Consider the following 26,475-nt stretch of genomic DNA (forward strand, 5'->3'; position numbering starts at 1 on the left):
TATTTATCTCGCTAAATAATTGTTATATAGTTAATGGTGTAATAAAAATATATAATTACTCAATATATTTGTCTGGGGGCGACGCAAGCATGTCATTAAGAGATGAAGCATTAGAAATGCACAAAAAAAATAAAGGTAAACTTGAAGTAAATGCTAAAGTAAAAGTTACAAATAAAGAAGAATTAAGTTTAGCTTATTCACCAGGTGTAGCCGAACCATGTAAAGCTATCCATGAAGATAAAAGAAAAGTATTTGATTATACAATGAAAAGTAATACAGTTGCAGTAGTAACTGATGGCTCTGCTGTGCTAGGTTTAGGAGATATTGGTGCAGAAGCTAGTATACCTGTAATGGAAGGTAAAGCAGTATTATTTAAAAGTTTTTCAGGCATAGATGGTATTCCATTAGCTTTAGATACTAAAGATACAGAAGAAATCATCAGAACTGTAAAACTGATTGAACCAAATTATGGTGGTATTAACTTAGAAGATATTTCTGCACCACGTTGTTTTGAAATTGAAGAACGTTTAAAAAAAGAAACTAAAATACCAGTCTTTCATGATGACCAACATGGTACTGCGATTGTTACAGTAGCAGGTTTAATTAATGCACTTAGAATTGTTGATAAAGATTTATCAGATATTAAAGTAGTCTTGAATGGAGCTGGCGCGGCAGGTATTGCTATTGTTAAATTACTTTATTCATATGGTGTACATGACATGGTGATGTGTGATTCAAGAGGAGCGATTTATGAAGGACGTTCAGCTGGAATGAATGACACTAAAGAATACGTTGCTAAATGGACAAATAGAGATAAAGTAGATGGTGAACTTGAAGATGTTATTAAAGATGCAGATGTCTTTATCGGTGTTTCTGTAGCAGATTTATTATCAAAAGAAATGGTTAAATCTATGGCTGATGATTCGATTATTTTTGCAATGGCTAATCCTGATCCAGAAATTAATCCTGACGATGCAAAAGAAGCTGGTGCAAAAGTTATCGGTACGGGGCGTTCAGATTTTCCAAACCAAATTAACAATGTTTTAGCTTTCCCCGGTATTTTTAGAGGGGCATTAGATGTAGAAGCTACTCAAATTAATGAACAAATGAAAAGAGCTGCTGTTGAAGCAATTGCTGATTTAATAAAACCAGAAGAATTAAATCCAGATTATTGTATTCCAGCACCTTTTGACAGTAGAGTTGCACCATCAGTAGCTAGAGAAGTTGCTAAAGCTGCAATGGAATCAGGCGTAGCTAGAACTGAAGTTGACCCTGAAGCAATTTATAATAAAACAATAAAATTAACCGAAATAAAATCAAAATAATATAACGCTATAAACGTATGATGATAATCATCATTGTCGGTGGTTAAGTGGAGGTTTACTCATGTTTAAAGATTTTTTTAATCGTAGTAGTAAAAAGAAAAAGTATGTAACTGTATCGGATTCGAAACAGAGTGACGTACCAGCAGGTATCATGACGAAGTGTCCAAAATGTAAAAAGATAATGTATACAAAAGAATTATCCGAGAATTTAAATGTATGTTTCAATTGTGACCACCATATCGCACTTACTGCTTATAAAAGAATCGAAGCTATTTCAGATGAAAATACATTTGAGGAATTTGACAAAGGTATGACTTCTGCAAATCCATTAGATTTTCCGAGTTATGAAGAAAAAGTTCAAAAAGATCAACAAAAGACTGAACTTAACGAAGCAGTTGTTACTGGTACCGCTAAGTTAGAAGGTATTGAATTTGGCGTAGCAGTTATGGATGCAAGATTTAGAATGGGGAGTATGGGTGCTGTAGTAGGCGAAAAAATTTGTCGTATTATAGAATATTGTACTGAGCATCGTTTACCATTTATTCTATTTTCTGCTAGCGGTGGCGCTAGAATGCAAGAAGGTATTATTTCATTAATGCAAATGGGTAAGACCAGTGTGTCATTGAAAAAACATGCTAACGCAGGTTTATTATATATTTCATATTTAACGAATCCAACTACTGGTGGCGTATCTGCAAGCTTTGCTTCGGTTGGAGATATAAATATTAGTGAACCTAAAGCTTTAATCGGTTTTGCTGGTAGACGTGTCATCGAACAAACAATTAATGAAAAATTACCAGATGATTTCCAAACTGCAGAATTTTTATTAGAACATGGTCAATTAGATAAAGTTGTTCACAGAAAAGAAATGAAAGAAACCTTAGCTAATATTTTAAAAATGCACCAAGAGGTGAAAAATAATGCTTGATTTTGAGAAGCCACTTTATGAAATTAAAAATAAAATAGAATCATTAAAAGAATCTCAAGAAAAAAATGATGTAGACTTACAAGAAGAAATTGATATGTTAGAGGCATCATTAGATAGAGAAACGCATAAAGTTTATACTAATTTAAAACCTTGGGACCGTGTACAATTAGCTAGGTTACAAGAAAGACCGACGTCGTTAGATTACATCCCATTAATTTTTGATTCATTCATTGAATTACATGGAGATCGTAATTTTAGAGATGATCCTGCTATGATTGGAGGGATTGGCTATTTAAATGGTCAAGCCGTAACTGTAGTAGGACAGCAAAGAGGTAAAGATACTAAAGATAACATTTATCGTAACTTTGGTATGGCGCATCCAGAAGGTTATAGAAAAGCGCTTCGTCTAATGAAGCAGGCTGAGAAATTTAATAGACCTATTTTTACATTTATAGATACTAAGGGTGCATATCCAGGTAAAGCAGCCGAAGAACGTGGCCAAAGTGAATCTATAGCTAGAAACTTAGTTGAAATGGCGTCATTAACAGTACCGGTTATTTCAATTGTTATTGGTGAAGGCGGGAGTGGCGGCGCACTTGGACTAGGAATTACTAACAAAATTCTAATGCTAGAAAATAGCACATATTCTGTTATATCTCCAGAAGGTGCGTCAGCACTACTATGGAAAGATAGTAATTTAGCTAAAATAGCCGCAGAAACAATGAAAATAACAGCAAAAGATTTACAAGAACTAAATGTTGCTGATGATGTTGTTGAAGAACCACTTGGTGGTGCACATCATGATGTCGAATTACAGGCACAAAATATAAAAACAAAATTCGAACAATATTTAGCTGAATTGAATAAGATGAACGGTGAAGCACTTGTTGAAGATCGTTATGAAAAATTCAGAAATATTGGGTCGTTTAACGAGTAAAATAAAGTGAACCTCTCTAAAATTAGAGGGGTTTTTTTAAGGTTTACTTCACAATTATACTTCTTAATATAGATGAATAAAATGAAAAATAATTAAAACGCTTTCCTATTAAATTTTATAACAATATTGATAAATAAAACGTTTACATAAATTAATAAACTTGATATTTATGGCACCATATGTGAATTTATGGTATTTTTAAAGTAAGAAATACAAGGCAGAAAGGTATGTCGTCATGAAAAAAATTGCGGTTTTAACTAGTGGTGGAGACTCACCTGGAATGAATGCGGCAGTAAGAGCCGTTGTTCGTAAAGCGATATATAATAATATTGAAGTTTACGGTGTGTATCAAGGATATCAAGGGTTATTAAACGATGATATTAAGAAACTAGAACTAGGTTCAGTTGGTGATACAATTCAACGTGGTGGTACATTTTTATACTCTGCAAGATGTCCAGAATTTAAAGAAGCAGATGTACGTAAAAAAGGAATAGAAAATTTACGTAAAAGAGGCATTGAGGGTCTAGTAGTTATCGGTGGAGATGGTAGCTATAGAGGTGCTCAACGTATTAGTGAAGAATGCTCGGAAATTCAAACTATCGGCGTTCCAGGTACAATAGATAATGATATCAATGGAACTGATTTTACAATTGGATTTGATACAGCATTAAATACTATAATTGAATCTGTAGATAAAATTAGGGACACTGCTTCTAGTCACGCTAGAACATTTATTATTGAAGTTATGGGACGTGACTGTGGTGACCTAGCGCTATGGGCAGGGATGTCAGTCGGTGCTGAAACCATCATTATTCCAGAAGTTAAAACTGAAATCAAAGAAGTAGCAGAACGTATTGATCATGGTATCAGGCGTGGTAAAAAACATTCTATCGTTATGGTTGCTGAGGGTGTCATGTCAGGTGAATCATGTGCCCAAGAATTAGCGAAGTACATCAATGTTGATGCACGAGTTTCAGTATTGGGACACATTCAACGTGGAGGAAGCCCCACAGGCGCAGATAGAGTTTTAGCATCGCGTTTAGGAGGTTATGCTGTTGAATTATTGATGAATGGAGAGACAGCTAGAGGCGTAGGCATTAAGAACAACGATTTAACGAGCACACCATTTGATGATATTTTTATAGCAGACACGCATAAATTTGATCACAATATTTACAATTTAACTAAAGAACTATCTATTTAATTACTCGGGAGGCATTTACAATGAGAAAAACAAAAATTGTATGTACGATTGGACCAGCATCAGAATCTGAAGAAATGTTAGAAAAATTAATGAAAGCTGGTATGAACGTTGCCAGATTGAACTTTTCACACGGTGACTTTGACGAGCATCAAGCTCGTATTGACACTATCAGAAAAGTTTCTGAACGTTTAGGTAAAACTGTAGCTATTTTACTTGATACTAAAGGGCCAGAAATCCGTACACATAACATGAAAGACGGTGCCATTGAATTAGAAAAAGGAACAGAAGTTATCGTTAGTATGACTGAAGTTGAAGGTACGCCAGAAAAATTCTCAGTCACTTATGACAATCTAATTAATGATGTTGACGAAGGTTCTTATATCTTATTAGATGATGGTTTAATTGAACTACAAGTTAAACAAATTGATAAAGATAAAGGCGAAGTGCTTTGTGACGTGTTAAATACTGGGGAGCTTAAAAATAAAAAAGGAGTTAACTTACCTGGCGTAAAAGTTAACTTACCTGGTATCACTGATAAAGATGCTGAAGATATTAAATTTGGTATCAGACAAGGTGTAGACTTTATCGCAGCAAGTTTCGTACGTCGTCCAAGTGATGTGTTAGACATTCGTAAATTATTAGAAGAAAATAAAAACGATACAATTAGTATTATTCCTAAAATTGAAAACCAAGAAGGTATTGACAACATTGAAGAAATTTTAGAAGTATCAGATGGTTTAATGGTAGCTCGTGGCGACATGGGTGTTGAAATTCCACCAGAATCAGTGCCAATGGTACAAAAAGATTTAATTAGAAAATGTAACAAACTAGGTAAACCAGTTATTACTGCAACTCAAATGTTAGACTCAATGCAACGTAATCCACGTGCTACTCGTGCAGAAGCAAGTGACGTTGCTAACGCGATTTATGATGGTACAGATGCAGTCATGTTATCAGGTGAAACTGCAGCTGGATTATATCCAGAAGAAGCTGTTAAAACAATGAGAAATATCGCTGTTTCAGCTGAAGCTGCACAAGACTATAAGCAATTATTATCTGACCGTACAAAATTAGTAGAAACATCATTAGTTAATGCGATTGGTGTATCAGTTGCACATACAGCATTAAACTTAAGTGTAAAAGCTATCGTTGCAGCAACTGAAAGTGGCTCTACTGCACGTACAATTTCAAAATACAGACCAAAATCAGACATTATTGCTGTAACACCAAGTGCTGAAACTGCACGTCAATGTGCCTTAGTATGGGGTGTTTATCCAGTAGTTAAACAAGGTCGTAAAACTACAGATGCATTGTTAAATAATGCAGTTGCAACAGCTGTTGAAACTGAAAGAGTACAAAACGGTGACTTAATCATCATCACTGCCGGAGTACCAACAGGTGAAAAAGGTACGACTAATATGATGAAATTACATTTAGTAGGCGATGAAATCGCAAATGGCCAAGGTGTTGGTCGTAACTCAGTAGTAGGTAAAACATTAGTAGCTAATAGTGTTAATGAACTTGAAGGTGTAGACTTGTCAGATAAAGTTATCGTTACTGCATCAGTAGACGAAACTTTAGTTCCTTATATTGAGCAAGCATTAGGGTTAATAACTGAAGAAAATGGAATTACATCACCAAGTGCAATCGTTGGATTAGAAAAAGGCATTCCAACAATTGTAGGGGTTGAAAATGCTACAACTGAAATACAAAGCGATAATTTAGTAACTGTTGATGCTAACCAAGGTAAAGTATTCGAAGGTTATGCTAACGTATTATAATATATAAATATGCTTTACTAATAATAAATGTCAATTTCTATATTCAATATAGAGATTGACATTTTTTTATAGCTTAAAATGAGTGACTTAATCTTTAAAACACATGATATATAAAGAAAAAGTAAGAATTAGAAATTACAGTAGCATACAAAAAAGAAAAACTAGCTATGCAGTATAAAATCATAAAAAAACAACTCACTTCGTACTGATAAGATCAGTGGAATGAGTTGTTTTTAAGTTTGATTTATAATTTTATTTTTTAGCCTTTTTAATAGCATTTTTGTATCTAAGATACATGAGGGCTAAAATAACAATCCAGATGGGTGTGATATATACAGCTCTCCGAGTATCTACGTTAACAAATAATAAGCAGAAAACTAAGAAGAAAAATACTAAGATAGCATAGGCCATATATTTACCACCAAATAATTTATAGTCCGCATTTTTATGGTTTTCTGGATTACGTTTATGATAATTAATATATGCAACTGTAATTAATCCCCATACGACAAGGAATAATACTGTTGATAATGTTGTGACATAAGTAAACACTTGTGTTGCATTTGGAATAATATAATTCAGTAATGCAGCAATTAATAATAAAAATGATGAAGCGATAATTGCTATATGCGGTACACCATTTTTGTTTTTACTTTTAAACATCGGAGGTGCTTGATCTTGATTTGATAAACCGAAAAGCATTCTACTATTTGAAAAGATTCCGCTGTTACAAGATGATGCAGCAGCAGTTAACACAACAAAGTTAATTAATCCAGCGGCAAAAGGAATACCTATAAGTGCAAATAATCTAACGAATGGGCTTTCTTCTGGATTTACTTGTGCCCAAGGAACAATAGACATAATAACTGCTAACGATCCGACATAGAAAATAATGATGCGAATCGGTACGCTGTTAATAGCTCTTGGTATTGTTACTTTAGGATCTTTTGTTTCACCGGCAGTAACACCAATTAATTCAATACCAACGAATGAGAACAATGCCATTTGGAATGACATCATAAAACCACTTATACCTTTTGGAAAAATACCATTGTTATATAGGTTAGTCAGTGATGCATGACCAAATTGTGTTTTGTATGCCATGATAATCATGATTGCACCGACAACAATTAAAGCAATTATTGTAACGATTTTAATAATTGCGAACCAAAATTCTAATTCTCCAAATAATTTGGCACTTAATAAATTAAATGACATTAAGATAAGAACACAAAATAGTGCACTAATCCAATTGGGTATTTGTGGAAACCAAAAACTTATGTATTTTGCAACGGCTGTAACTTCTGCCATACCAGTTATAATCCAACATAACCAATAAGTCCAACCTGTAACAAAGCCTGCAAAAGGTCCTATATATTCGTTAGTTACATCGGCGAAAGATTTAAATCCTGTATTGGAAACCAGAATTTCCCCCAAACCTCGCATAAACATAAATAACATAAATCCTATAATGATATAGGTAAGTAAAATGGAAGGACCTGTTAATGCAATCGTTTGTCCTGCTCCTAAGAATAATCCAGTACCAATTGCTCCCCCTATAGCAATTAGTTGAACATGTCGATTACTAAGTTCTCTGTTTAATACTTGTTTTTTCATGTGCATTTCTCCTTTGTTTATCTAGTATCAATTATGCAATTCAATTAAAGATTTTACAACTATTTTTAAAATTTAAAATGTAATTTTACAGGTTATAATTCATATTTAGTTATCATATACGATAATTAAATTAAATTCTTAGATAAATTGAAGTAATAGCTTATAAATATTAGAATATAGGTATAACAAACAATGTATTTGTGAATTATTTAAACTAATAATTAAGTTTAATAAATTTCTTATGAGGCTAATAAGAATTATGGCTTTATATATTCACAAATCATCTTTGATTGGATATAATAGTTTTTGTAAGCCATTTCATAACGAAACAGAAAAGGGGAATTAAATATGGCAAACGTACAAAAAGGCTTAGAAGGGGTTCTAGCTGCGGAAACTAAAGTTAGTTCAATCATCGACAGTCAATTAACATATGCGGGCTATGACATAGATGATTTAGCAAATAATGCTGAATTTGAAGAAATTATCTTTTTATTATGGCATTATCGATTACCAAACGCTGAAGAACTTAAAACTTTAAAAGAAAAACTATTAAGTTATATGGAGTTAAATCCTAGAGTGTATAATCACTTTAAGGAATACGCTACAGATAATGTGCACCCTATGACTGCTTTAAGAACTTCAGTATCTTACATTGCTCACTTTGATCCTAAAGCTGAAGCAGAAGATGATACAGAAACACTAGAACGAGGCATTCGCATTCAAGCGAAAATTGCTTCGTTAGTAACTGCTTTCGCTCGAGTGAGAGAAGGTAAAGATCCAGTTAAACCAAATAAAGACTTAAACTATGCTGGAAACTTTTTGTATATGTTAAGAGGAGAATTACCTACTGACATCGAAGTTGAAGCATTTAACAAAGCGTTAGTATTACATGCTGACCATGAATTTAATGCATCAACATTCACAGCAAGATGTGCTGTATCATCATTATCTGATATGTATTCAGGTATTGTTGCTGCTGTTGGTTCATTAAAAGGGCCTTTACACGGTGGGGCAAATGAACGTGTAATGAGCATGTTAGCTGAAGTTAAATCAGAAGATGAAGTTGATGAATATATCGACAACAAAATCAAAAACAAAGAAAAAATTATGGGCTTCGGACACCGTGTATATAAAGATGGTGACCCAAGAGCGAAGTTCTTAAAAGAAATGAGCAGAAAAATTACAAATGAAACTGGTCAAAGTCAGTTATTTGATATTTCTGTGAAAATTGCAGACAAAATGAAAAAGGAAAAAGGTTTAATTGCAAATGTAGACTTTTTCAGTGCTACTGTATATCACAGCCTTAATATTGAACATGACTTATTCACACCAATTTTTGCTGTAAGTAGAACTTCAGGTTGGATTGCACATATTCTTGAACAATATGAAGATAATAGAATTATGCGTCCAAGAGCTCATTATGTGGGCGAAGTTAATAGAACTTATGTACCAATTGAAGAAAGATAATATACAATAATTATTATAGACAAAATTATTCGGAGGTTTTTGAAATGGCGGAAAATAAAATTGTAAAAAGCAACGACGGTTTATCAGTACCAAACGAACCGACAATTCCTTATATTATTGGTGATGGTATTGGACCAGACATTTGGAAAGCAGCAAGCAGAGTGATCGATGCTGCCGTAGAAAAAGCGTACAATGGAGAAAAGAAAATTGACTGGAAAGAAGTATTAGCTGGTCAAAAGGCTTACGATGAAACAGGCGAATGGTTACCTAAAGAAACATTAGAAGCAATCGAAGAATATTTAATTGCTATTAAAGGACCTTTAACTACACCTATTGGTGGTGGTATTCGTTCATTAAACGTAGCTTTACGTCAAGAATTAGACTTATTCACTTGTTTAAGACCAGTTCGTTGGTTTAAAGGTGTGCCTTCACCAGTTAAAAGACCAGAAGAAACTGACATGGTTATTTTCCGTGAAAACACAGAAGATATCTATGCTGGTATTGAATTTAAAGAAGGTAGTTCTGAAGTGAAAAAAGTTGTAGATTTCCTACAAAACGAAATGGGCGCTAAAAACATTCGTTTCCCAGAAACTTCAGGTATCGGTATTAAACCAGTTTCTAAAGAAGGTACTGAACGTTTAGTACGTGCAGCTATCCAATATGCATTAGATAATAATCGCAAATCTGTCACTTTAGTACATAAAGGTAATATCATGAAGTTTACTGAAGGTGCCTTCAAACAATGGGGTTATGACGTTGCTCATAACGAATTTGCTGATAAAGTATTCACTTGGCAACAATATGATCAAATTGTTGAAGAACAAGGTAAAGACGAAGCTAACGCTGCTCAAGAAAAAGCTGAAAAAGAAGGTAAAATTATCATCAAAGACTCAATTGCTGATATCTTCTTACAACAAATTCTTACTCGTCCAGCAGATCACGACGTAGTTGCTACGATGAACTTGAACGGTGACTACGTATCAGATGCATTAGCAGCACAAGTTGGTGGTATTGGTATCGCTCCAGGAGCTAACATTAACTATGAAAGTGGACATGCAATTTTCGAAGCTACTCATGGTACTGCTCCTAAATATGCTGATCAAAACAAAGTTAATCCATCTTCTGAAATCTTAAGTGCCGTATTAATGTTAGAACACTTAGGTTGGCAAGAAGCAGCAGATAAAATTACTGATTCAATTGAAAAAACAATTGCGTCTAAAGTTGTTACTTATGATTTCGCACGTTTAATGGACGGTGCAGAAGAAGTCTCAACTTCACAATTTGCAGACGAGTTAATTAAAAACTTAAGTTAATAATTGTTTAAGTTAAATCAAAGACTAGATAAAGTTTGTTTTGTGATGAGCTCTCCTTGATTATTCAAGGGGCGCTTCTTTTTATATTATAAAATTGTGTAAGGATAAAATTAAGCTAATGTTAAGTTTATGTAAATCAATGTCAATTGTGTTATTTTTATGACTATTTAGGTTATAATTACGTTGTAAATATATTAATGGAGGTACGCTATGTCTCAAACAGTACTTGTAGTTGATGACGAACAATCAATTGTAACGTTGCTTAAATATAATTTAGAACAAGCTGGTTACAATATAGAAGTAGCCTATGATGGTGAAGAAGCATTGGCAAAAGTCGATGCAGTAAAACCTGAAGTAGTTGTATTAGATGTTATGTTACCTAAAAAAGACGGTATTGAGGTGTGTAAACAAATTCGAGCAGATAAAAATTTAGTGCCAATCTTAATGTTGACTGCAAAAGATGACGAATTTGATCGCGTATTAGGATTAGAATTAGGCGCAGATGATTATATGACGAAACCATTTTCGCCGAGAGAAGTTGTTGCACGCGTTAAAGCAATATTGAGACGCTCTGCTATGATAACAGAGTTGAGTGAAAATATAGATAGCTCTGAGGATATTCATATTGGTTCAATTAAAATAAGACCTGACTTTTTTGAAGTTTACCGTAATGGAGAGTTGTTAGAATTAACGCCTAAAGAATTTGAATTATTATTATATTTAATTGACAGACAAGGTAGAGTAATTACACGTGAACACATGTTGAATTCAGTATGGAATTACGAATTTGCTGGTGATTCTCGAATTGTTGATGTACATATCAGTCATTTAAGAGATAAATTAGAAGACAATCCTAAACAGCCAAAACTTATTAAAACTGTTCGCGGATTAGGTTACAAATTAGAGAGACCCAAAGTTTAATGTTGAAATTTCATCAGCGGTTATTAATTATTTTATGTACAATAACAATCGTAAGTTTTCTCGCCTTAGGATTTATTGTTACACATGTGATTTACACTACAGTAGTACAAAATCAACAACAAACCCTTGATCATAAAGCGACGCATTTCGTGAATTTGTTAAATCAAAACAAGAAAAATGAAATAGCTAAGTTAATTAAAAATGAGCAATTATCAATTCAGATTAAACAAAAAGGTGAAAAAGCATATTCATATACTACAAAGGTACCAATAAATTTCTCTATTTCAAAAATGACGGCTGACACATCATTGCGCTATGATAAATATAAAAAACAGCATCGCTATACATATGAAACTACTACTAATAACCACACTATAATTATTAGCGGCGTTAACAATCACTTACATAATTTACAAATGAAGATATGGTATTACTTGTTATTAACAGGTATTGTCGTGCTACTAGTTATGTTTTTAGTAGTTAGAATGATTAACCGTACATATATTATGCCGATAAAAGACGTAACTTATGCAACGCAATTACTAGCAGAAGGGTATTATCATGTCAGAGTTCCAGAGAGTAACGTAAAGGAAACAAAAGAACTATTTGTGACTACAAATGAATTAGCAAGAAGATTACAACGTTTAAATAACCAGCAAAAGTTACAATCTAATCGCTTAAAAACAACTTTGGAAAATATACCGAGTTCGATTTTAATGATTGATAAATATGGTGAAATTGTCATAGCTAATGAAACTTATTACGAGGTGTTCACGCCTGATATTGCGGTGGAACATCATAGTTATATAGAAATATTAGATGCTGACATTCAAGCATTAATTACGGACGCTTTTAAAATGGAAAAGGCACTTTATCACCAGTTGAAATTAAAGATGAGTCAAGTGCATGAAAAATATTTTGATACGGCATGTGTACCGATTTTATCGAAATCTAAAAAGAATTTATATGGTATGGTGATCGTTTTACACGACATAACAAACCTGAAAAAATTAGAAAATTTAAGAAGAGAGTTTGTTGCTAACGTTTCACATGAATTAAAAACGCCTATAACTTCTATTAAAGGATTTGCAGAAACATTAATAGATGGAGCTAAAGACGATCCACAGTCATTAAATGCTTTTTTAGATATTATATTGAAAGAGTCTGAGCGCATAGAGACACTTGTTTTCGATTTATTAGATTTATCTCATGTTGAACAGCAAAGTGAAATTGAAACAACGAGACTTAACTTTGCTAAAATTGTGCAAAATAATATCGATAGTCTACAAACCATTGCAGAAAAGAAAGCAATAACAATAAATGCAAGCCTTAATTCAAATGTTTTTATTGAAGCAAATGAAGATAAAATTTCGCAAGTCGTTATTAACTTAGTTTCTAACGCGATTAATTATTCACCGGAAAATAGCGAAATTATTGTTGAAGTGTATGAAGAAAAACAAAAGTCAATATTAGTTGTAAAAGATTTTGGTATCGGCATAAAAGAAGAAGATCAACAACATATCTTCGAACGATTTTATAGAGTTGATAAAGCTAGAAGTAGAGAATCTGGTGGCACTGGTTTAGGTTTATCAATTGCCAAACATATAGTAGAAGCGCATAAAGGACGTATTAGTGTTTCGTCTAAACCTAACGAAGGTTCTACATTCAAAGTTATATTTTTTGATGATACCTTATAACAAAGTTCCTACAATTTATAGTAATTGTAGGAGCTTTTTTGCTCATTAAATTTAGCGTAAAAAGTACGGTATAATGATAGATTATGATAAAATAATAACTAAATTAGTTCTGGAGGTTAACAAAGTGAATAAATTAATTTTAATAGATGGTAATAGTTTAAGCTTTAGAGCATTTTATGCATTACCGTTATTGCAAAACAAAGCAGGTATCCATACAAATGCGGTATATGGTTTTGCGATGTTATTAGAAAAAATAATTAAAGAAGAACAACCTACGAACTTTTTAGTAGCATTTGACGCGGGTAAAACAACTTTTCGACATGACACTTATAGTGAATATAAAGGTGGCCGACAAAAAACGCCTCCAGAATTAAGTGAGCAATTACCATACGTACGTCAATTATTAGATGCATATGGCATTAAAAGATACGAATTAGAGAATTATGAAGCTGATGATATAATAGGTACGTTGAGTAAAGAAGCACATTCAGCTGGGTATGAAACAATTATTGTTACTGGTGATCGTGACTTAACGCAATTAGCTAGTGATAATGTAACGATATATTATACTAAAAAAGGGGTTACAGATGTAGATCACTATACGCCTGAATTTATCGCGGAAAAATATAACGGTTTAACGCCTGCCCAAATTATTGATATGAAAGGTCTAATGGGTGATGCTTCCGATAATATTCCTGGTGTAGCTGGCGTAGGCGAAAAAACAGCCATCAAATTATTAAATGAATTTCAAACTGTAGAAAATGTTTATGACAACATCGATAGCGTTTCTGGTAAAAAATTAAAAGAAAAATTAGAAAATAGTAAAGACGATGCATTGATGAGTAAACAACTTGCTACGATTAATCGTGATAGTCCGATAGCAGTATCGTTAAAAGATACTGAAATGCCATCGAATAATGATGAAACAGAAAAAATTGACTTGTTTAAAAAACTAGAGTTTAAACAACTTTTAGATCAATTAAATGTAGACGGCACAAGCGAGAATGAAGAGGCGCTTGAATTAACTGTGGAACAAGATTTTGCCAACATAGATTTTGCTAATTTAAAACAAGCTACTATTCATTTTGAATTAGAAGATACGAATTATTTAAAAGATCAAATTTTAAAATTCGGACTTTTTGACGGTAATCATCATGTCGTTATCGATGCACAAAACATAAGTGAACATAAAGAATTGATACAATGGTTAGAAAGTAGTGAAACACAAAAGATTGTCTATGATGCTAAGAAAACTTATGTAGCTGCACATAGATTAAATATTGATATTAATGAAATTGTTTTCGATGCTATGTTAGCTAGCTATATTATTGACCCATCAAGAACTATCGACGATGTTCACTCTGTTGTTAGTTATTATGGACAAACTTATTTAAAAACAAATGTCAGTGTGTTTGGAAAAGGAAAAAAACGCCAAATTCCAGAAAATGAAGTGTTAAACGACTACGTAGTCAATATTGTTCATGCCATTCACAATGCAACAACTAAAATGGAAGCGCAACTAGAAGAATATAATCAAGTTGAACTATTAAAAGAACTAGAATTACCATTAGCTAAAATTTTAAGCAAAATGGAAGAAACTGGTATTTATACTGAAGCTAGTGAATTAAAAGAGATGGAAATTGAAATACAAAACAAATTGGATAAATTAATCGCCAATATATATGATTCGGCTGGTGAAGAATTTAATATTAATTCTCCAAAACAATTAGGCGTTGTCTTATTCGAAACATTAAAATTGCCTGTTATTAAAAAGACAAAGACTGGTTATTCTACTGCAGTTGATGTATTAGAACAATTACAAGGTGAACATCCAATCATTGATTATATTTTAGAATATCGTCAATTATCTAAGTTACAATCGACTTATGTTGAAGGTCTTCAAAAAGTAATTAGTAATGATAATAGAATACATTCAAGATTTAACCAAACATTAGCTCAGACAGGTAGACTTTCGTCAATAGACCCTAATTTACAAAATATTCCTGTACGCCTTGAAGAAGGACGTAAAATTAGAAAAGCATTTAAATCTTCTGATAAAGATACTGTTATCTTTTCAGCCGATTATTCTCAAATTGAATTACGTGTATTGGCGCACATTACACAAGATGACAGTATGATTCAAGCCTTCAAAAATAATGAAGATATTCATACTGCAACGGCTGTTAAAGTGTTTGGTGTAAGTGGTGATGAAGTTGATAGTTTAATGCGTAGACAAGCAAAAGCGGTAAACTTTGGGATTGTATATGGCATTAGTGATTATGGATTAAGTCAAAACCTAGGTATAATACGTAAACAAGCAAAACAATTTATTGATGATTATTTAGATAGCTTTCCTGGCGTAAAACAATATATGACTGATATTGTTAAAGATGCAAAAGCACAAGGGTTTGTTGAAACGCTAATGCATCGACGTCGTTATATTCCAGACATCACAAGTCGTAATTTTAATTTGCGTAGCTTCGCTGAACGTACTGCTATGAATACGCCTATTCAAGGTAGTGCAGCTGATATTATTAAACTTGCGATGGTGAATTTTGATAAGGCAGTTAAAAATGAATCGTTCAATGTAAAATTATTACTTCAAGTACACGATGAATTAATTTTCGAAGTACCTAAAGATGAAGTCGATGATTTTAGTGAATTTATAGAAAATATTATGGATAATGCATTACCTTTAGACGTACCACTATTAGTTGAATGTAACTATGGTGATACTTGGTACGATGCAAAATAAGAAAGTTGGATTATCATGCCAGAACTACCAGAAGTTGAACATGTTAAAAGAGGCATTGAGCCATATGCAAAAGGACAAACGATAACCTCTGTTATCTTTTCTGATAAAGTAAAAGAAGGTAAAGGTGATGGTCGAGAAACAATAATTAAAGGCATGTCGCTAGACACTTTTAAAACGTTCACACAACATTTTGTTATAGAACAAATCGAAAGACGGAGCAAATACATCGTCTTTCATTTAGTTAAAGACAGCGAACATAGAATTTTAATAAGTCATTTAGGTATGGCAGGCGGTTTCTTTATAGTTAGAACTTTAGATGATATTACTGTTAAAAATTATCGTAATCACTGGCACGTCATTTTCACATTGGATAATGATATGTTACTGGTTTATTCTGATATTAGAAGATTTGGAGAAATTAGAAATGTGCCTTCCTTAGAAGCTTATCCATCGTTCTTAGAAATAGCTCCAGAACCTTTTGAGGATGAAGCATTAAATCATTATCTGTCATGGTATGACCGCAAAAGTTATATGAAGAAACCCATTAAGCAAATGATTTTAGATCATAGAGTAATAGCAGGGTGTGGTAATATATATGCTTGCGAAGCGTTATTTAGAGCTGGCATCCATCCTAATAGAACGACACATAGTTTAAATAATCAAGAAAGAGAAATGTTATTTTGTTATGTTCGTGAAGTGTTATCCGAGGGTATAAAATATGGCGGGACAAGTGTTTCTGATTATCGACATGCTGATGGTAAGACAGGAACAATGCAATTACACCTCAATGTATATAAACAAAAAACATGCAAAGTATGTGGCAGTGATATAGAAACACAAGTTATTGCGACGCGTAACAGTCATTACTGTCCTACTTGTCAAAAATAAAGGAAGAGTGAAATTTATGCCAAAAGTAATAGGACTTACCGGTGGAATTGCAACCGGTAAATCTACAGTATCAGAAGTTTTATCTGTACATGGTTTCAAAGTTGTAGATGCAGATGTTGCTTCAAGAAAAGCAGTCGAAAAAGGTAGTGAAGGATTAGCAAAAGTTAAAGCGGCTTTTGGTGATGATGCTATTGACGAAAATGGAGAAATGGATCGCGCTTATGTTGGTAATATTGTGTTTAACCAACCGGAAAAGCGATTAGCACTAAATGAAATTGTACATCCAATCGTCCATGATATTATGGAAAATGAAAAGAATGCGTACCTTAACCAAGGATATAACGTAATTATGGATATTCCATTATTATTTGAAAATGAATTACAAGATACTGTTGACGAAGTGTGGTTAGTTTATACCTCAGAAAGTATCCAAATTGACCGATTAATGGAACGAAATAATTTATCACTTGAAGATGCAAAAGCACGTGTTCTAAGTCAAATATCTATCGATAAAAAACGAAGAATGGCAGATCTTGTCATCGATAATAGAGATTCTAAGCTTGATTTAAAGCAAAATTTAGAAAGCTTATTAATAGAACAAGGCTATATTGATGAAGCTGAGCATCTTTAATATATTCGCCATTAGCGTTTTGTTTAGAAACGCTAATGGTAATTTTTATTTTTTTAAGCAAACGCTTTCATTTTTTAATTAATATGTTATACTAATCCCTATAAAGTATAACACAAATTTGAGAGGTGCTTTCGATGACGACTAATATAGCAATTAATGGAATGGGTAGAATTGGGCGAATGGCTTTACGTATCGCACTTAAAAATGAGGATTTAAACGTGGTAGCAATCAACGCTAGTTATTCACCAGAAACTATAGCTCATTTAATTAATTATGATACTACGCATGGTACATACGATTTAAAAGTTGAGCCGACTGAAAATGGTATTAAATTAGCAGACCATGAAATTAAATTAGTATCAGATAGAAATCCTGAGAATTTACCGTGGCAATCACTTAATATCGATATCGTTATAGAAGCTACTGGTAAATTCAATCATGGAGATAAAGCAGTAGGCCATATTAATGCTGGGGCTAAAAAAGTATTACTTACAGGACCATCTAAAGGCGGCGACGTACAAATGGTCGTAAAAGGTGTTAATAATAATAGCTTAGATATTAATAAGTATGACATATTTAGTAATGCTTCTTGTACAACTAACTGTATTGGACCAGTTGCCAAAGTATTAAATGATAAATTTGGTATTGTTAACGGATTAATGACAACTGTACATTCAATTACTAACGATCAAAATAATATTGATAACCCTCATAAAGATTTAAGACGTGCGCGTTCATGTAGCGAAAGTATAATACCAACTTCTACTGGTGCAGCAAAAGCATTACGAGAAGTTTTACCTGAATTAGATGGTAAGCTCCATGGTATGGCACTAAGAGTTCCAACAAAAAATGTATCACTGGTTGATTTAGTCGTTGACTTAGAACAAAATGTAACGGCAGAAGAAGTAAATAGTGCATTTAAAGAAAATGATTTACAAAGCGTTTTAGCTACAGAGGACGCACCGCTAGTTTCTGTAGACTTTAATACGAACCCATATTCAGCCATCATTGATACACAAAGTACTATGGTTATGGGCGACAACAAAGTGAAGTTGATTGCATGGTATGATAATGAATGGGGCTATTCAAATAGAGTCGTTGAAGTAGCTGCACAATTAGGACAATTATTAAATGCTGAAGCGGACGTGCTCATTAGTTAAATTAGATAAAACGCTTACTATAAAAAATGTCAGAATATAGATTCTGACATTTTTTTGTTATAATACATTGTATTTCGCAAATAATAGTAATGTACTGTTAACTATGACATCATTCTTTTGTCGTCAAGTTATTTATAGTATAATAAATTCGAATCAACTGAAGAGGGTGATAGCACAATGAAATGTCCAAAATGTAATTCAACGCATTCACGTGTCGTAGATTCTCGTCACGCTGATGAAGTTAACGCGATTCGCCGTCGTAGAGAATGTGAAGTTTGTAATACCAGATTCACAACATTTGAACATATTGAAAAAAGGCCATTAATCGTAGTTAAAAAAGATGGTACACGCGAACAATTTTTAAGCGAAAAAATTTTAAATGGTTTAGTTCGTTCATGCGAAAAAAGACCAGTGAGATATGAACAATTAGAAGAAATTACTAATAAAGTCGAATGGCGTCTTAGAGATGAAGGGCGTGCTGAAATCTCTTCAAGAGACATTGGGGAATATGTCATGAATTTATTAATGCATGTAGACCAAGTATCGTACGTGCGCTTTGCATCAGTCTATAAAGAATTTAAAGATGTAGACCAATTATTACAATCGATGCAAGGTATATTATCAGAAAATAAACGGAGTGATTCATAATGGGTTTACAATCTTCGGATTTTGGATTGAGACCTCAAGATAGCTTTAATGTTATCCGCGATTTTTCCATTAATGAACAACATTTAGATATATTAAATAGACTATTCACTCCATTAGTAGGTCCCAATGCAATGGGACTTTATTACTATTTAGAGCAATTTGTAACACAAAAAGCTGAAATAGTAACCACACATTATGTTGTAATGAGTGAATTACAAATCAATTTAAGCGAATTTAGAACTCAAATGGATGCACTGGAGGCTATAGGCTTAGTTAAAAGTTATGTACACCATGATAGTAATACTTCATCTTTTGTCTACAAACTTATCCAACCACCAACGGCGTATCAGTTTTTTAGCGATCCTATGTTGTCGATATTTTTATTTACTGCAGTAGGCAAAGAACGTTATCATCAACTAAAAGCTCATTTTGAGGCAACTACTGCGTTGAACCTTAGCAATTATCAAGAAATAACACGTAAGTTTACCGATGTGTTTTCAGTACCTAATAAGCAGTTTCACAATGATGTTTCAAACATTAAACGTGAAAAAACTTATGAAGGTTTAAATTTAGCTAAGGTTGACTTCGATTTTGAGGCGCTTTATGACTTATTGCAATCCCATTTTATAAGTACAGAAATTATTAACGCTGATGCTAAAGCTTTAATTACGCAACTTGCTACTTTATATGGCTTAACACCAGAAGCTATGAAAAGCGTAATTTTAAAATCAATCACGAGTGCACAACAATTATCGTTTGAAGACATGCGTAGATATGCACGTACTTATTACCAAATGGAACACGAACAAAGTTTGCCATCATTACAATTAAAACATCAAAGCATACCTCAGCCTGAAGGCAATGGTCAAACTACAGAAGAAGACCGCCTAGAGCAACTGAATCGTGTTAGTCCAATTGAAATGTTAACTGCATGGAAAGGCTCTGAAATTAGTTTAGACGAAAAGAAATTAGTTGAAGAGTTGGTCGAAAGAGAACAGCTACCATTCGGAGTAATTAATATATTGTTGCAATTTGTTATGTTAAAACGAGATATGCGTTTGCCAAAAAAGTATACGCTAACGATTGCGGCACATTGGAAACGTAAAGGATTAAAAACTGCGCAAGAAGCAGAACCATTTGCTAAGAAAATAAACGAAGAAGAACAACAACAAAAATCTCAACGTAGTTTCAAACAGCCAAGAGCAAATTTAGTCTCAAAAGAAATGACACCGAAATGGCTATTAGAAAGAGATAGCACGGACAATGACGAACAAAATCAACCAGACAATAAAACTACGGCAACAAATGATTCTGAGCATGAACAAGAACGTGCCGCGTTCTTACAACATTTAAAAGAAAGATGGGGGGATGATGACTAATGAAAAGCTTTGAAAATATAATGGGCGAATCAAATGATTTAATGAAACGCATTGCTAAAATAAAACAAGATGTAGTCAATGATAAAGACGTTAAAGCATTTTTAACAGAGCATCAAACCGAACTAACTAATGCAATGATTGATGAAGATTTAAATGTCCTACAAGAATATAAAGATCAACAAAAACATTATGACGGTCATCGTTTTGAAGATTGCCCAAACTTTGTAAAAGGTCATGTACCAGAACTTTATATTGAGCATCATCATATTAAAATTAAATACTTACAATGTCCATGTAAGGTTAAACACGATGAAGAGAAATTTAATGCGCATTTAATTACCTCCCATCATATGCAACGTGATACATTGAATGCTAAATTAAAAGATATCCATATGGATGGTAAAAGACTAGAAGCAGCAATGAAAGCAGATGAAATTTGTAATGATATAGCACATGACAAAACGAATGTTAAAGGTCTATACTTATATGGTCAGTTTGGTACAGGTAAATCATTTATTTTAGGTGCCATAGCTAATCAGCTAAAGACTAAAAAAATACCATCTACGATTATTTACTTACCGGAATTCATACGTACTTTAAAAAGCGGGTTTAAAGATGGTAGTTTTGAATCTAAATTAGCAACAGTACGTGAAGCGAATATTTTGATGCTTGATGACATCGGTGCAGAAGAAATCACACCATGGGTTAGAGATGAAGTTATTGGACCTATTTTACATTATAGAATGGTGCATGAATTACCGACATTCTTTAGTTCGAATTTAAATTTCAAAGAATTGGAACACCATTTATCTGTGACACGTGACGGTACTGAAAAAACGAAAGCTGCACGAATTTTAGAACGTATTAAAACATTATCGACACCTTATTATTTAGAAGGGAAAAATTATCGTGATGTTTGAAAAATTAAATAAATGTTGTATAATAAATTCAAATCTAAATTAAAGCGAAATAAATTGAGGACATGATAATTTATTCACTGATATCCAGAAAGTCATTAGTTGATGAGAATATGACTATTATAATAATTTTATTACTCCCTCAAGTACAGTGTTTGTAATGAACACTCGGCTCAAGACCGTTATCTTAAGTAGAGTTTATATTAGGCGATTGTATAAAATGTCTAATATATAATTTAGGGTGGTACCACGAAGACCTCGTCCCTTTTTAGGGGACGGGGTTTTTTATTTCGTTTTATGCAGAGTGAGTTCAAAATAGGAGGGTTTTAACTATGGAACAAATTAATATTCAATTCCCAGATGGAAATACAAAGGAATTTGATAAAGGGACTACTACAGAAGAAATTGCACAATCTATTAGTCCCGGTTTACGTAAAAAAGCAGTTGCAGGTAAATTTAATGATAAATTAGTAGATTTAACTAGACCATTAGAATCAGATGGAGCTATTGAAATCGTAACTCCAGGTAGTGAAGAGGCGTTAGAAGTGTTAAGACACTCAACAGCTCATTTAATGGCACAAGCACTAAAACGCTTATATGGAGATGTTAAATTTGGCGTAGGGCCAGTTATCGAAGGTGGTTTTTATTATGACTTCGATATGGAAGAATCAATTTCATCTGATGATTTTGAAAAAATTGAAAAAACTATGAAGCAAATTGTTGATGAAAATCACAAAATTGAGCGTAAAGTAGTTTCACGTGATGAAGCAAAAGCATTCTTTAGTGATGACCCTTATAAATTAGAGTTAATTGATGCAATACCAACAAATGAAAACGTTACTTTATATTCACAAGGCGAATTTACTGATTTATGCCGTGGTGTACATGTACCGTCTACTTCAAAAATTAAAGAATTCAAATTGTTATCAACAGCAGGTGCCTATTGGCGAGGAGACAGTAACAATAAAATGTTACAACGTATTTATGGTACTGCCTTCTTTGACAAAAAAGATTTAAAAGCACATTTGAAAATGTTAGAAGAACGTAAAGAACGTGACCATAGACGTATTGGTAAAGATTTAGAGTTATTTGCGAATAATCAACTTGTAGGTGCTGGACTACCATTATGGTTACCTAATGGTGCTACAATTCGCCGTGAAATCGAACGTTACATTGTTGATAAAGAAGTGAGTATGGGTTATGACCATGTTTATACACCAGTAATGGCAAACACTGACTTATATAAAAAGTCTGGTCACTGGGATCACTACAATGACGACATGTTCCCAACAATGAAATTAGATGAACAAGAAGAAATGGTATTAAGACCGATGAATTGTCCTCATCATATGATGATTTATGCGAATAAACCTCATTCTTACCGTGAATTACCAATTCGTATTGCTGAATTAGGTACAATGCATCGTTATGAAGCTAGTGGCGCAGTTTCAGGATTACAACGTGTACGTGGTATGACTTTAAATGATGCGCATATTTTCGTGCGACCTGATCAAATTAAAGAAGAGTTTAAACGCGTCGTTAATTTAATCATAGATGTATATGAAGATTTTGGTTTTGAAAATTATAACTTTAGATTAAGTTACAGAGACCCTGAAGACAAAGAAAAATATTACGATGACGACGATATGTGGATAAAAGCGGAAAGCATGCTAAAAGAAGCAGTAGACGAGTTAGGATTAGATTATGTCGAAGCAATTGGCGAAGCGGCATTCTACGGTCCAAAACTTGATGTACAAGTACAAACTGCAATGGGCAAAGAAGAAACTTTAAGTACTGCGCAATTAGATTTCTTACTTCCTCAAAAATTTGATTTAACTTATATTGGTAATGATGGCGAACAACATCGTCCAGTTGTGATCCATAGAGGTGTCGTATCAACAATGGAAAGATTTGTTGCCTTCTTAACTGAAGAAACTAAAGGTGCGTTCCCAACATGGTTAGCACCAATGCAAGTTGAAATCATTCCAGTAAATGTTGATTTACATTATGATTATGCTCGAAATTTACAAGATGAGTTGAAATCTCAAGGTGTAAGAGTAGAAATTGATGATCGTAACGAAAAAATGGGTTATAAGATACGTGAGGCCCAAATGCAAAAGATTCCTTATCAGCTCGTTGTAGGTGATAAGGAAATGGAAAATAACGAAGTTAATGTACGTAAATATGGTTCACAAGATCAAGAGACTGTTGAAAAAGAAGACTTTATTTGGAATTTAGTAGACGAGATTCGTTTGAAAAAGCAAAGATAGTGTTGAAACAAATCAATTATTCATGTATATTGATGATTAGTGAAACAGTGAATAACTAAAATTTAAATAAACTTTGAGTTAGAGGTTGCATTTTTAATCAGTAACTTTTCAATGGCTTAATGGAGCCTAGATTGAAACAGCAAAAGGTAAAAATGCCGAAACACACAATAACCATTATTATTGCGTGTTGGGTCAGTCATCGATAAGATGCTGGACTGTCACATATGTGATGTGCTACCTAGTATGATTGATAACACAGCGGTTGCATATCGGAAGGTATGCAACCATTTTTATTTTCTATAAATTTACATAGGTTGACATTTACTATAAGAAATTTTTAATTTGTTTCTTTCAATAGTAAACCTCTAAGCAAGACAGAAAGGAAGCTACTATGGAAAAAAATCAACATGATGGGGTTAAAAGAGGACTAAAAGACCGCCATATTTCAATGATTGCGATAGGTGGCTGTATCGGTACTGGTTTATTTATGACATCAGGCGGTGCTATCCATGATGCCGGTGCATTAGGTGCGTTATTAGCTTATGCAATTATCGGAGCAATGGTATTTTTCCTAATGACATCGTTAGGGGAAATGGCAACGTATTTACCTGTATCGGGTTCATTCAGTACATACGCTACGCGATTCGTGGATCCTTCTTTAGGATTTGCATTAGGTTGGAACTATTGGTTCAACTGGGTCATTACAGTTGCGGCCGATGTAACGATAGCGGCGCAAGTTATTGAATATTGGACGCCATTACAATCATTACCAGCATGGATATGGAGCAGTATTTTCTTAATCATTATCTTTGCATTAAATGCATTATCAGTACGTGTTTATGGTGAAAGCGAATATTGGTTTGCATTAATTAAAGTTGTTACAGTCATAATCTTTATTATTATTGGCTTATTAACAATTGTAGGTATCATGGGTGGAAAATTTGTAGGATTTGATACGTTTACAGCAGGACAAGGACCAATCTTAGGTCATGGGTTAGGCGGCAGCTTGTTAACTATACTTGGTGTATTTTTAGTTGCTGGTTTCTCATTCCAAGGAACAGAGTTGATAGGTATCACTGCAGGAGAATCAGAAAACCCAGAACGTGCAGTACCTAAAGCTATCAAACAAGTGTTTTGGCGTATCTTACTATTTTATATTTTAGCAATTTTCGTGATTGGTATGCTTATTCCATATAATAGTCCAGCCTTAATGGGTGGAGAAAGTGACGTTGCAACGTCTCCATTTACACTTGTATTTAAAAACGCAGGTTTAGCGTTTGCTGCATCATTTATGAATGCTGTTATTTTAACTTCGGTATTGTCAGCAGGTAACTCAGGTATGTATGCATCAACGCGTATGCTGTATTCTATGAGTAAAGATAAATTAGCCTTTCCAATTTTTGCTAAGACTAATAAAAGTGGGGTACCTTATTTATCACTATTAGTCACTGCGCTTATAGTAATTTTGATCTTTGCGTTACAACATATAAGTGGCGATGCGTACGAATACATCGTAGCTGCAAGTGGTATGACAGGATTTATCGCATGGGTTGGTATTGCAATAAGTCACTATCGCTTCAGAAAAGCTTTTGATAAACAACACTACGATAAAGCTATATTAAAATATAAAGCAAAACTATTCCCGTTTGGGCCGATTTTTGCCGGCATATTATGTGTTATCGTAATTATTGGCCAAGATGTCGATTTTATCCAAACAGGACATTTCAATCTTAATCGTTTTGTGATTACTTATATGGGAATCCCAGTATTTTTAGCATTTTTTATCTACCATAAATTACGTTACAAAACTAAGATCATTCCATTAGAAAAAGTGGATCTTAGACAAGATGTTGATATGGAAGAAATAAAAACACATAAATAATTAAATAACGGTTGACTTATGCCCTAATCGTTGCTATGATAAATAACGTTGAATACGAAACGAACCAAGTAGAAGCTCCCGCTTCTCACCTGTAGCGACGCGAAGGCAGTTGGCAGGTCAATAATACATGTAGTAAACATGTGTAAAGCAGAGCGGGTGTAATTTATACTCGCTCTGCTTTTTTACTTGGCATAATTTCGTAAATTTCATGGAGGTGTCAACCATAGCTAAAGATCAAACTCAAGTAAACGATAAGATTCGTGCAAAAGAATTAAGATTAATCGGTCAAGATGGCGAACAAATTGGGGTTAAACCAAAAAGTGAAGCATTAGAAATGGCCGATCGTGTAGGTTTAGACGTAGTAGTCGTAGCGCCAAACGCTAAACCACCTGTTGGTAGAATTATGGATTATGGTAAATACAAATTCGAACAACAGAAAAAAGAAAAAGAAATGAAGAAGAAACAAAAAACAATAAACGTAAAAGAGATACGTTTAAGTCCTACTATTGAAGAACATGACTTTCAAACTAAGTTGAAAAATGGTCGTAAGTTCTTATCAAAAGGGGACAAATGTAAAGTTTCTATTCGTTTTAGAGGTAGAGCAATTACACATAAAGAAATTGGACAACGCGTTTTAGAAAAATTCGCTGAAGAATGTAAAGATATTGCTTCAGTTGAACAAAAACCTAAAATGGAAGGGCGTCAAATGTTCATTATGTTAAGCCCTACAGCTGAAAAATAATATTCAAATCACA

Annotated in this window: 20 protein-coding genes, 1 riboswitch and 1 other annotated feature; of the genes, 19 read left to right on the plus strand and 1 reads right to left on the minus strand. The window is 33.4% G+C overall.

Features of this window, described 5'->3' with window-relative positions:
* Window positions 1–89 precede the first annotated feature (89 nt).
* The 5 genes from ystJ to pyk all read left to right on the plus strand — a co-directional run bounded on the left by ystJ (window position 90) and on the right by pyk (window position 6,175).
* Window positions 90–1,325: an NADP-dependent malic enzyme gene (gene ystJ, locus RPL90_RS05230; protein WP_313546334.1), complete on the plus strand. Its 1,236-nt coding sequence runs from the start codon at window positions 90–92 to the stop codon at window positions 1,323–1,325.
* 61 nt (window positions 1,326–1,386) lie between these two features.
* Complete coding sequence (gene accD / locus RPL90_RS05235) at window positions 1,387–2,253, plus strand: acetyl-CoA carboxylase, carboxyltransferase subunit beta (RefSeq protein ID WP_103294677.1); 867 nt, start codon at window positions 1,387–1,389, stop codon at window positions 2,251–2,253.
* A complete protein-coding gene (locus tag RPL90_RS05240; RefSeq protein WP_313546341.1) occupies window positions 2,246–3,190 on the plus strand; it encodes an acetyl-CoA carboxylase carboxyltransferase subunit alpha in 945 nt (314 codons plus the stop codon). The genes accD and RPL90_RS05240 overlap by 8 nt, the downstream gene beginning before the upstream one ends.
* Before the next feature lie 235 nt (window positions 3,191–3,425).
* Window positions 3,426–4,394 carry a 6-phosphofructokinase gene (gene pfkA / locus RPL90_RS05245; RefSeq protein WP_313546344.1) on the plus strand — a complete coding sequence of 323 codons (969 nt, stop codon included), beginning with the start codon at window positions 3,426–3,428 and terminating at the stop codon, window positions 4,392–4,394.
* Window positions 4,395–4,414: 20 nt separating this feature from the next.
* Entirely contained in the window at window positions 4,415–6,175 is a 1,761-nt protein-coding gene (gene pyk, locus RPL90_RS05250) for a pyruvate kinase (RefSeq protein WP_313546346.1), read from the plus strand.
* Between the two features lie 252 nt (window positions 6,176–6,427).
* Here the strand turns inward: pyk and RPL90_RS05255 are convergent, their stop codons facing one another.
* Window positions 6,428–7,792 (minus strand): amino acid permease, encoded by a 1,365-nt coding sequence (locus RPL90_RS05255; protein ID WP_313546349.1) that lies wholly within the window; start codon window positions 7,790–7,792, stop codon window positions 6,428–6,430.
* Window positions 7,793–8,140: 348 nt separating this feature from the next.
* Here RPL90_RS05255 and RPL90_RS05260 point away from each other — a divergent pair, with 348 nt between their 5' ends.
* The 14 genes from RPL90_RS05260 (at window position 8,141) to infC (ending at window position 26,462) form a co-directional block, all read left to right on the plus strand.
* Window positions 8,141–9,259, plus strand: coding sequence for a citrate synthase (locus tag RPL90_RS05260; protein ID WP_313546352.1), 1,119 nt, complete (start codon window positions 8,141–8,143; stop codon window positions 9,257–9,259).
* 44 nt (window positions 9,260–9,303) lie between these two features.
* A complete protein-coding gene (icd, locus tag RPL90_RS05265; protein ID WP_313546355.1) occupies window positions 9,304–10,572 on the plus strand; it encodes an NADP-dependent isocitrate dehydrogenase in 1,269 nt (422 codons plus the stop codon).
* A gap of 210 nt (window positions 10,573–10,782) precedes the next feature.
* Complete coding sequence (locus RPL90_RS05270; RefSeq protein WP_313546358.1) at window positions 10,783–11,493, plus strand: response regulator transcription factor; 711 nt, start codon at window positions 10,783–10,785, stop codon at window positions 11,491–11,493.
* Window positions 11,493–13,190, plus strand: coding sequence for a two-component system histidine kinase PnpS (gene pnpS, locus RPL90_RS05275; protein ID WP_313546361.1), 1,698 nt, complete (start codon window positions 11,493–11,495; stop codon window positions 13,188–13,190). Before RPL90_RS05270 ends, pnpS begins: the two co-directional genes overlap by 1 nt.
* A 124-nt stretch (window positions 13,191–13,314) precedes the next feature.
* Window positions 13,315–15,945, plus strand: a complete 2,631-nt coding sequence (polA, locus tag RPL90_RS05280; RefSeq protein ID WP_313546364.1) for a DNA polymerase I — start codon at window positions 13,315–13,317, stop codon at window positions 15,943–15,945.
* A 15-nt stretch (window positions 15,946–15,960) separates the two neighbouring features.
* Window positions 15,961–16,833, plus strand: coding sequence for a bifunctional DNA-formamidopyrimidine glycosylase/DNA-(apurinic or apyrimidinic site) lyase (gene mutM, locus RPL90_RS05285; RefSeq protein ID WP_313546367.1), 873 nt, complete (start codon window positions 15,961–15,963; stop codon window positions 16,831–16,833).
* Between the two features lie 16 nt (window positions 16,834–16,849).
* Window positions 16,850–17,464 (plus strand): dephospho-CoA kinase, encoded by a 615-nt coding sequence (gene coaE, locus RPL90_RS05290; protein ID WP_313546370.1) that lies wholly within the window; start codon window positions 16,850–16,852, stop codon window positions 17,462–17,464.
* Between the two features lie 134 nt (window positions 17,465–17,598).
* Window positions 17,599–18,624, plus strand: coding sequence for a type I glyceraldehyde-3-phosphate dehydrogenase (gap, locus tag RPL90_RS05295; protein ID WP_313546373.1), 1,026 nt, complete (start codon window positions 17,599–17,601; stop codon window positions 18,622–18,624).
* A gap of 177 nt (window positions 18,625–18,801) precedes the next feature.
* Window positions 18,802–19,272 carry a transcriptional regulator NrdR gene (nrdR, locus tag RPL90_RS05300; protein WP_048793470.1) on the plus strand — a complete coding sequence of 157 codons (471 nt, stop codon included), beginning with the start codon at window positions 18,802–18,804 and terminating at the stop codon, window positions 19,270–19,272.
* A complete protein-coding gene (locus tag RPL90_RS05305) occupies window positions 19,272–20,651 on the plus strand; it encodes a replication initiation and membrane attachment family protein (RefSeq protein ID WP_313546378.1) in 1,380 nt (459 codons plus the stop codon). The genes nrdR and RPL90_RS05305 overlap by 1 nt, the downstream gene beginning before the upstream one ends.
* Window positions 20,651–21,571, plus strand: coding sequence for a primosomal protein DnaI (gene dnaI / locus RPL90_RS05310; RefSeq protein ID WP_313546381.1), 921 nt, complete (start codon window positions 20,651–20,653; stop codon window positions 21,569–21,571). The genes RPL90_RS05305 and dnaI overlap by 1 nt, the downstream gene beginning before the upstream one ends.
* A gap of 329 nt (window positions 21,572–21,900) precedes the next feature.
* Window positions 21,901–23,838, plus strand: a complete 1,938-nt coding sequence (gene thrS / locus RPL90_RS05315) for a threonine--tRNA ligase (protein ID WP_313546384.1) — start codon at window positions 21,901–21,903, stop codon at window positions 23,836–23,838.
* A 71-nt stretch (window positions 23,839–23,909) separates the two neighbouring features.
* A riboswitch (Lysine riboswitch) is annotated at window positions 23,910–24,083 on the plus strand.
* 146 nt (window positions 24,084–24,229) lie between these two features.
* Window positions 24,230–25,720, plus strand: coding sequence for an amino acid permease (locus RPL90_RS05320; RefSeq protein ID WP_313546386.1), 1,491 nt, complete (start codon window positions 24,230–24,232; stop codon window positions 25,718–25,720).
* Window positions 25,721–25,780: 60 nt separating this feature from the next.
* Window positions 25,781–25,907, plus strand: a sequence feature (ribosomal protein L20 leader region).
* A gap of 27 nt (window positions 25,908–25,934) precedes the next feature.
* Complete coding sequence (gene infC / locus RPL90_RS05325) at window positions 25,935–26,462, plus strand: translation initiation factor IF-3 (RefSeq protein WP_048793669.1); 528 nt, start codon at window positions 25,935–25,937, stop codon at window positions 26,460–26,462.
* The last annotated feature ends 13 nt before the right edge of the window (window positions 26,463–26,475 follow it).

Source organism: Staphylococcus kloosii, assembly GCF_032139365.1.
In the GTDB taxonomy this organism is placed as follows: Bacteria; Bacillota; Bacilli; order Staphylococcales; family Staphylococcaceae; genus Staphylococcus; species Staphylococcus kloosii_A.

Bases quoted from the DNA above. Each gene is read 5' to 3' on its own strand.
- RPL90_RS05270 (WP_313546358.1), top strand. From the start codon at position 10,783: ATGTCTCAAACAGTACTTGTAGTTGATGACGAACAATCAATTGTAACG.
- pnpS (WP_313546361.1), top strand. From the start codon at position 11,493: ATGTTGAAATTTCATCAGCGGTTATTAATTATTTTATGTACAATAACA.
- gap (WP_313546373.1), top strand. From the start codon at position 17,599: ATGACGACTAATATAGCAATTAATGGAATGGGTAGAATTGGGCGAATG.
- dnaI (WP_313546381.1), top strand. From the start codon at position 20,651: ATGAAAAGCTTTGAAAATATAATGGGCGAATCAAATGATTTAATGAAA.
- ystJ (WP_313546334.1), top strand. From the start codon at position 90: ATGTCATTAAGAGATGAAGCATTAGAAATGCACAAAAAAAATAAAGGT.
- RPL90_RS05260 (WP_313546352.1), top strand. From the start codon at position 8,141: ATGGCAAACGTACAAAAAGGCTTAGAAGGGGTTCTAGCTGCGGAAACT.
- coaE (WP_313546370.1), top strand. From the start codon at position 16,850: ATGCCAAAAGTAATAGGACTTACCGGTGGAATTGCAACCGGTAAATCT.
- accD (WP_103294677.1), top strand. From the start codon at position 1,387: ATGTTTAAAGATTTTTTTAATCGTAGTAGTAAAAAGAAAAAGTATGTA.
- icd (WP_313546355.1), top strand. From the start codon at position 9,304: ATGGCGGAAAATAAAATTGTAAAAAGCAACGACGGTTTATCAGTACCA.
- RPL90_RS05255 (WP_313546349.1), bottom strand. From the start codon at position 7,792: ATGAAAAAACAAGTATTAAACAGAGAACTTAGTAATCGACATGTTCAA.
- RPL90_RS05240 (WP_313546341.1), top strand. From the start codon at position 2,246: ATGCTTGATTTTGAGAAGCCACTTTATGAAATTAAAAATAAAATAGAA.
- mutM (WP_313546367.1), top strand. From the start codon at position 15,961: ATGCCAGAACTACCAGAAGTTGAACATGTTAAAAGAGGCATTGAGCCA.
- RPL90_RS05320 (WP_313546386.1), top strand. From the start codon at position 24,230: ATGGAAAAAAATCAACATGATGGGGTTAAAAGAGGACTAAAAGACCGC.
- pfkA (WP_313546344.1), top strand. From the start codon at position 3,426: ATGAAAAAAATTGCGGTTTTAACTAGTGGTGGAGACTCACCTGGAATG.
- pyk (WP_313546346.1), top strand. From the start codon at position 4,415: ATGAGAAAAACAAAAATTGTATGTACGATTGGACCAGCATCAGAATCT.
- RPL90_RS05305 (WP_313546378.1), top strand. From the start codon at position 19,272: ATGGGTTTACAATCTTCGGATTTTGGATTGAGACCTCAAGATAGCTTT.
- thrS (WP_313546384.1), top strand. From the start codon at position 21,901: ATGGAACAAATTAATATTCAATTCCCAGATGGAAATACAAAGGAATTT.
- nrdR (WP_048793470.1), top strand. From the start codon at position 18,802: ATGAAATGTCCAAAATGTAATTCAACGCATTCACGTGTCGTAGATTCT.